General features: G+C 39.6%; 7 protein-coding genes. All 7 read right to left on the bottom strand.

The features are described from left to right. Window positions 1-627, bottom strand: a 627-nt coding sequence (locus tag QZZ43_RS05425) for a hypothetical protein (protein ID WP_291856910.1), incomplete at its 3' end; no start/stop codon positions are given. Between the two features lie 24 nt (window positions 628-651). Beyond that, entirely contained in the window at window positions 652-1,038 is a 387-nt protein-coding gene (locus tag QZZ43_RS05420; RefSeq protein ID WP_291856909.1) for a DUF302 domain-containing protein, read from the bottom strand. 62 nt (window positions 1,039-1,100) lie between these two features. Next, window positions 1,101-1,622: a hypothetical protein gene (locus tag QZZ43_RS05415; RefSeq protein WP_291856908.1), complete on the bottom strand. Its 522-nt coding sequence runs from the start codon at window positions 1,620-1,622 to the stop codon at window positions 1,101-1,103. A gap of 82 nt (window positions 1,623-1,704) precedes the next feature. Continuing rightward, window positions 1,705-2,118, bottom strand: coding sequence for a Fur family transcriptional regulator (locus QZZ43_RS05410; RefSeq protein ID WP_291856907.1), 414 nt, complete (start codon window positions 2,116-2,118; stop codon window positions 1,705-1,707). A gap of 404 nt (window positions 2,119-2,522) precedes the next feature. Beyond that, window positions 2,523-3,170, bottom strand: coding sequence for a DUF6448 family protein (locus tag QZZ43_RS05405; protein WP_291856906.1), 648 nt, complete (start codon window positions 3,168-3,170; stop codon window positions 2,523-2,525). 143 nt (window positions 3,171-3,313) lie between these two features. Then, entirely contained in the window at window positions 3,314-4,438 is a 1,125-nt protein-coding gene (locus QZZ43_RS05400) for an AraC family transcriptional regulator (protein ID WP_291856905.1), read from the bottom strand. A gap of 3 nt (window positions 4,439-4,441) precedes the next feature. Next, a partial coding sequence (locus QZZ43_RS05395; RefSeq protein WP_291856904.1) for an HAD-IC family P-type ATPase occupies window positions 4,442-5,411 on the bottom strand: 970 nt, incomplete at its 5' end.

Raw genomic sequence — 5,411 nt, 5'->3', positions numbered from 1 at the left:
TTTTGTAAGACTAAGTGTCAACGACGGATATTTGGATTCAATCATCATAAATCCTGTTGTCAGCCAGTTGTTAACTGTCCAGGCAAAACCTTCGTGAAAATTGATACCATCAAAATTCACATACACGGTGTATTTTTCACTGAAGGTAGCCGAAACATTTCCTATTCCATAAATTTTATCGATATCTGTTGCCAATGAAGCGGCCCCAGCCGAAGCCGTAATGGAAAACTTTTCGGAAAATTCTCTTGATTTCAGAAAGTTCACGTAAAACGACTGGTCACTGTCTCCCGTACGAATACTTCCAGTGCCCAGAACAATACCGGGACGCCAGCCGTCTTTTTTCTCTGTCAACGGTTGAATGCGTGCATTCCAAATAATTTTTTGCGCATTGAAAGCGTATCCAACTCCAGCATCAAGCCATTTAAACAGGCCATATCGTAGGCTGGTGATACCCTGCTCATCTTCGGCAGTAGGCATATAAAGTCCTTGAAGCGACAAGGTCTTTGGCGCCAGCAACGAACCGTCTATTGTTCCTGAACAGGCCGGACAGTTTGGTCCGCAGCCCTGCGCATAGATTTCGTTGACTCCTATTATTACAAAAAATAATATGATAATATATTTTTTCATGCTTTCTTCTTTTATAGTTAAAATTTAAACAGACTGTATTACCTTTTCAAGTTTCGACCTGATTTCTTTTGCTATTACGGCGAGCTGGTCATTTTCAACGGCCTGCATGGACATAACCGGATCAACGGCAGCTACTTCTGTTTTACCGTATTCTGTTTCCTGTACAATTACATTACAGGGCAGCATGGCGCCAATTTTGTTTTCAGCCTGCAGCGCTTTATGTGCAAATGGAGGGTTGCAAGCGCCCAAAATCTGGTATTTTCTGAAATCTACATCCAGTTTCTTTTTCAAGGTGGCCCGAACATCAATTTCGGTTAAAATTCCAAAACCTTCTTTTTTCAATTCTTCTGTAACTTTTTCCACTGCTTCGTCAAAAGCATAATCCGTAGTTTTTTCAAAATAGTATTTCATAATCTTGTGTTTTAGTTTATTGAAAAAATGAAGTGCAAAAAAAGTAAAAACTGGCCCTTCATTTACCAGCAATTCCTTCGACGCGACATCATTCGTCTGCGTGACTTCCTGTCCATATTTCCAGAATACCAGCAGTTTTCGGACATATCCCACCAACTATAGTTATTGTTGTTAAAGTAAGTTAGTTGCTTTTCAGTAAGAAGCTTTCGAACCTGAACTTTGGTTTCCAAATTGATGCTGTCAATTTTTTCTTCTTTATCTCTGATACTACTTCTTAATGATTTTACTCTTTTAACGTCCAATTCCGGATTTGTATTAGCTGCCCGGTATTCCATTCTTAAACTGCGAAGCTCATTTTCGATTGGAAGCTTTTTCTCGTAGCTGCTTTTACGAAACTCATTGATTTCCGTAATTTGTTGAGCTGATAAAGCATATTCTGCCGGGGTGTTGTAATTCCACCATTGGGCATTGGCGTTAGCCGACCAGTTTGAGTTACAACAATGGTGCTGTGCCATAGACTGCGATGCGGAAAAAATGATTAATCCTGCAAGTAAGAAAGTTAATCTAAAATTTTTTGTTTTCATAACTGATAATTTTTGATGTTAAACATTCTAATAATTTCAACAGCAAAATTACCATGAAGTTTGTGCAACACTGTTGCAAAGTTTAATCACAACGCGGGCATACCCCTTGTATTATGAATTGAGCCTTATCGTAGGTATAGCCGGCAGGAAGTTTCATTTCAGGGATGGGAAGTTCTTTCATACAACGGGTTCTGCCGCAACGGGTACAATAAAAATGAACATGGAGGTCATGGATGTTACACGTACAATCGTCATCACAAACAGCATACTTCACGGCCCCTGTTCCATCATCTACAGGATGAACCATAAAATTCTCCTCGAATGATTTAAGTGCCCGGTAAATAGTTGAACGTTCCACTTTTTCAAATTGCATTTCCAGGTCAGCCAGGCTCAACGCTTTTCCCGAATTAACAAGTGTCTTGTAAACCAGGGTTCGCATTGCGGTTGGTTTCACGTTTTTCAATGCGAGTTTTTTTTCAATTTCGTTGTTTGTCATTTTTCAATACAATATAATAAAATTAGCTATCCGAAAGCTCAAATTGCTAATAATCTGCCTATAATGAGCTTGTCCGTCAAAATTTTCTAACCGAAATGATTTGAAAAAAATACTCAGGCAAAACGCTCAACCGTATAGCAAGGGCAAGTGTACCTGAGTAAATTTAAACAGTCGTTCTATTTTTAAAAGTCCATCAACCTCTTGCAAGAACCTTTCTGTTAACTGTTAAGATTAAAAATTGTTTTACATTAAGATGCAGATTTTCAACAATATTTGATTTATCCTAACCCCAATATCTAAAAGTTTTACCATTTAATGGTCTTAAATATCTCTACAAATTGTTTATATCCGGCAAACAACAGAGCAGACAATCTTTTATTTTGTCCTTCAAATGTTTTATTAATCTATTCACCGACACCATGTGGGGGGCCAGCCTGAATTCTTTGGTAAAGTTTATGGGCATAAATGATGTACTTCACATAACTGTCCACCCATTTACGGCCGGCTTCAACGTTTTTATCCTTGTTCATTTTGGCGTCCAACGCTTTTTTGAACCATTTAGAAGTCTCCATTTCCAATTCCTTCTTGAGTAGTGCCTGCAAGGGCTCAATGTTTCCAGTTTCAAGAGCCTTTTCTGCCTTGGCGATATCCGGGGGATTGGGGCTTGCCGGTTTCAACCCTGTAAAAGGCATACCTTCGGCAGCGCGGTGTAACCTGACAGCCGTTTCCATAAAATAATCCATGGCTAATTCGCGGGCTTCTGCCCCGTTTTCAAAAATTGTAAGTGCTTGTTTAAATTTCGCTTGAAGCTCTTCCTCTTGTTTTTCACCGACCCATTTAACTATTTTATCAAAATCACCGGTTTCAAGAGCTTCTTTTGCATCAACAGCCACGGGCCCGTTTTTACGGTCGCAATGGGCTGAGGCGGGAGACGCAAAGAGTAACAAAAATAGCGAAACGAAAACAACCGGGAGGACTGTTTGCAAATAGCTTTTACGGATTTGAAGTCTTTCGCGACTTTCCGTTCCTGAATAGAAATCTTTTGCTTTCATGATTAATTGTTTTTATGTTTTAAATTAATTATCAGGAACAAAAGTAAATCCGGAAACAGTGTTGTGCGACCTACTTTGTAAAGTAGTACCTAATTATACTGCGCACGGGATAAATTGTGCCATAGCGTGGGATTATAACCTTTTTAAACTTGCTTCTTGTATTCACTTGGAGTGAGCCCGGTTATTTTTTTAAACACCCTGTTAAATGCCGATTTTGTATTAAAACCACAATCGAATGCAATTCCTAAAATGGTCAAATTATCAAATTCGGGATTTCTCATCCTTGATTTAACTTCATCTACCCTGTATTGGTTAACAAAATCGAAGAAGTTGACATTAAAATGTTCATTTATAACACGCGAAAGATGATGGGAAGGAATGTTTAGTTTTCGGGCTAATTCCGGAAGTGAAAGATTAGCATTTAAATAGGGTTTTTCGTTACTCATGAAACTTCGTATTTTGCTTACATATTTTTCCGCTTCATCCTCTTTCAATACTACGCTGGAATATTTTGGTTTAGATTCCGTAACGTATTCGATACTGTTATCAGGATACTGAATAAAAATTTCCTTTTGCTTTAGTCCAAAATATCCTATTAAAATAATGAAAACAGACAGCGAGAGAAAAATGCCGTGCGTACAAAAAAACCAGAAAAACATTCCGAAAAGATGATGTATTGAAACAAAAACCATCAAAACTGTCCAGATAGTACCGAAAATATAAACAAGCGTTCTTAACCAGTCGAGGTTAACATGCTCATACGATGAAAAGTTATTGAAAATATTGATATCCAGTTTCTTAAAAAGCCGGATGGATAAAATAAAATAGAATGGTCCGGATAAAACGGTAAGGATAAGGAATAAATTGAACAACAAAGAAACCCCTTCTTCATTTTTCGCGTGGTCTAATCTTATTCGTTCGGATATTTCCGGAAAAAGGGAAGCAATAACGATATAAAGGTTGAATAGGATAAAAGGAATAAAATGGAACAGTTTTTCCCTGTTAAATCGAAACTTCTGGCCAATCAAAGCAGAAATGTATAAAAACAAGAATGGCCCGTGAAGTAGAAGCAATGAAATAAAGCTCGCTGAAAGGAGGTGAAAATCCAAAAATAGTTTATTTGAAAACAACCCATAAATACCTGTGTATAACCCCAAATAAATCAGCCAAAAAATCAGCACTTTATCATGTAAAGCCTTTTTTTTCTGCAAAATCAGAACCGCGAAAAACAAGGCATTGAAGGCAGCTATCAGGAAAATATATTTCATTGGTTATTTCTTATAAGCCAACAATCTCAACGCATTAAAAACCACAACCAGGGTTGAGCCTTCGTGAATAAGCACGGCCAGTCCAATACCGGCCAGTCCAAGTATGGTTGAAGGAATAAGCAGGGCTACAATACCGAGGCTTATCCACAGGTTTTGTTTAATGATGCCTTTTGTTTTCCGGCTCAGCCCAATGGCAAAGGGCAGGATTTCCAGTTTGTTGCCCATCAGGGCAATATCAGCAGTTTCCAGAGCCACGTCCGAACCGGCCGCTCCCATCGCAATACCAACGGTACTGTTGGCCATGGCGGGGGCATCATTTACACCATCGCCTACCATTGCCACCCTGGATTCTTTCTTCCTGAGTTTTTTTATGGCATCTACTTTTTCCTCGGGCAACAGGCTGCCCCAGGCATCGGTCAGGCCTATTTCTTTTGCCACGGCATCGGCCACATTCTGGTTGTCGCCCGTGAGCATAATCATTCGTTTAATACCGATTTTCTTTAATTGCTCCAGCGTGCTTTTTGCCTCTTCCCTCGGGGTGTCCATTAAGGCAATGATGCCTTCATAATCGCCATTGCGGCGGATAAGCATGGTGGTGTTCCCTTTAGATTCAAGCGCTTTTACTTTTTCTGTAATTTCCTCCGAAGGTTTTTTGTCATCGAGGGCTTCATACAGTTCCAGGTTTCCTATATACACTTTATCGTCACCCAATGTTGCTTTTATGCCTTTTCCCAATACGGCTTCAAGGTCTTTGGCTTCAGGAATGTCATTTCCTTTCAAACGTGTTTTGCCATCCCTGACCACCGCCTTTGCCAGCGGGTGGTCGCTCAGGTTTTCCACGGCAATGGCCATTTTCAGCAATTCATTCTCATCGGTATTGTTCAGCGGGATTACTTTAGTGAGTTTAGGTTTGCCTTCGGTAAGCGTTCCGGTTTTATCGAAAGCCAGGGCAGTTAAAACACCCAGGTCTTCC

The organism is Marinilabilia sp. (assembly GCF_016278715.1).
Lineage (GTDB): Bacteria > Bacteroidota > Bacteroidia > Bacteroidales > Marinilabiliaceae > Marinilabilia.
The sequence above is the reverse complement of the archived record's forward strand: the minus strand, read 5'-3'. Positions and strand labels throughout refer to the sequence as shown.

Bases quoted from the DNA above. Each gene is read 5' to 3' on its own strand.
- QZZ43_RS05420 (WP_291856909.1), bottom strand. From the start codon at position 1,038: ATGAAATACTATTTTGAAAAAACTACGGATTATGCTTTTGACGAAGCA.
- QZZ43_RS05415 (WP_291856908.1), bottom strand. From the start codon at position 1,622: ATGAAAACAAAAAATTTTAGATTAACTTTCTTACTTGCAGGATTAATC.
- QZZ43_RS05410 (WP_291856907.1), bottom strand. From the start codon at position 2,118: ATGACAAACAACGAAATTGAAAAAAAACTCGCATTGAAAAACGTGAAA.
- QZZ43_RS05405 (WP_291856906.1), bottom strand. From the start codon at position 3,170: ATGAAAGCAAAAGATTTCTATTCAGGAACGGAAAGTCGCGAAAGACTT.
- QZZ43_RS05400 (WP_291856905.1), bottom strand. From the start codon at position 4,438: ATGAAATATATTTTCCTGATAGCTGCCTTCAATGCCTTGTTTTTCGCG.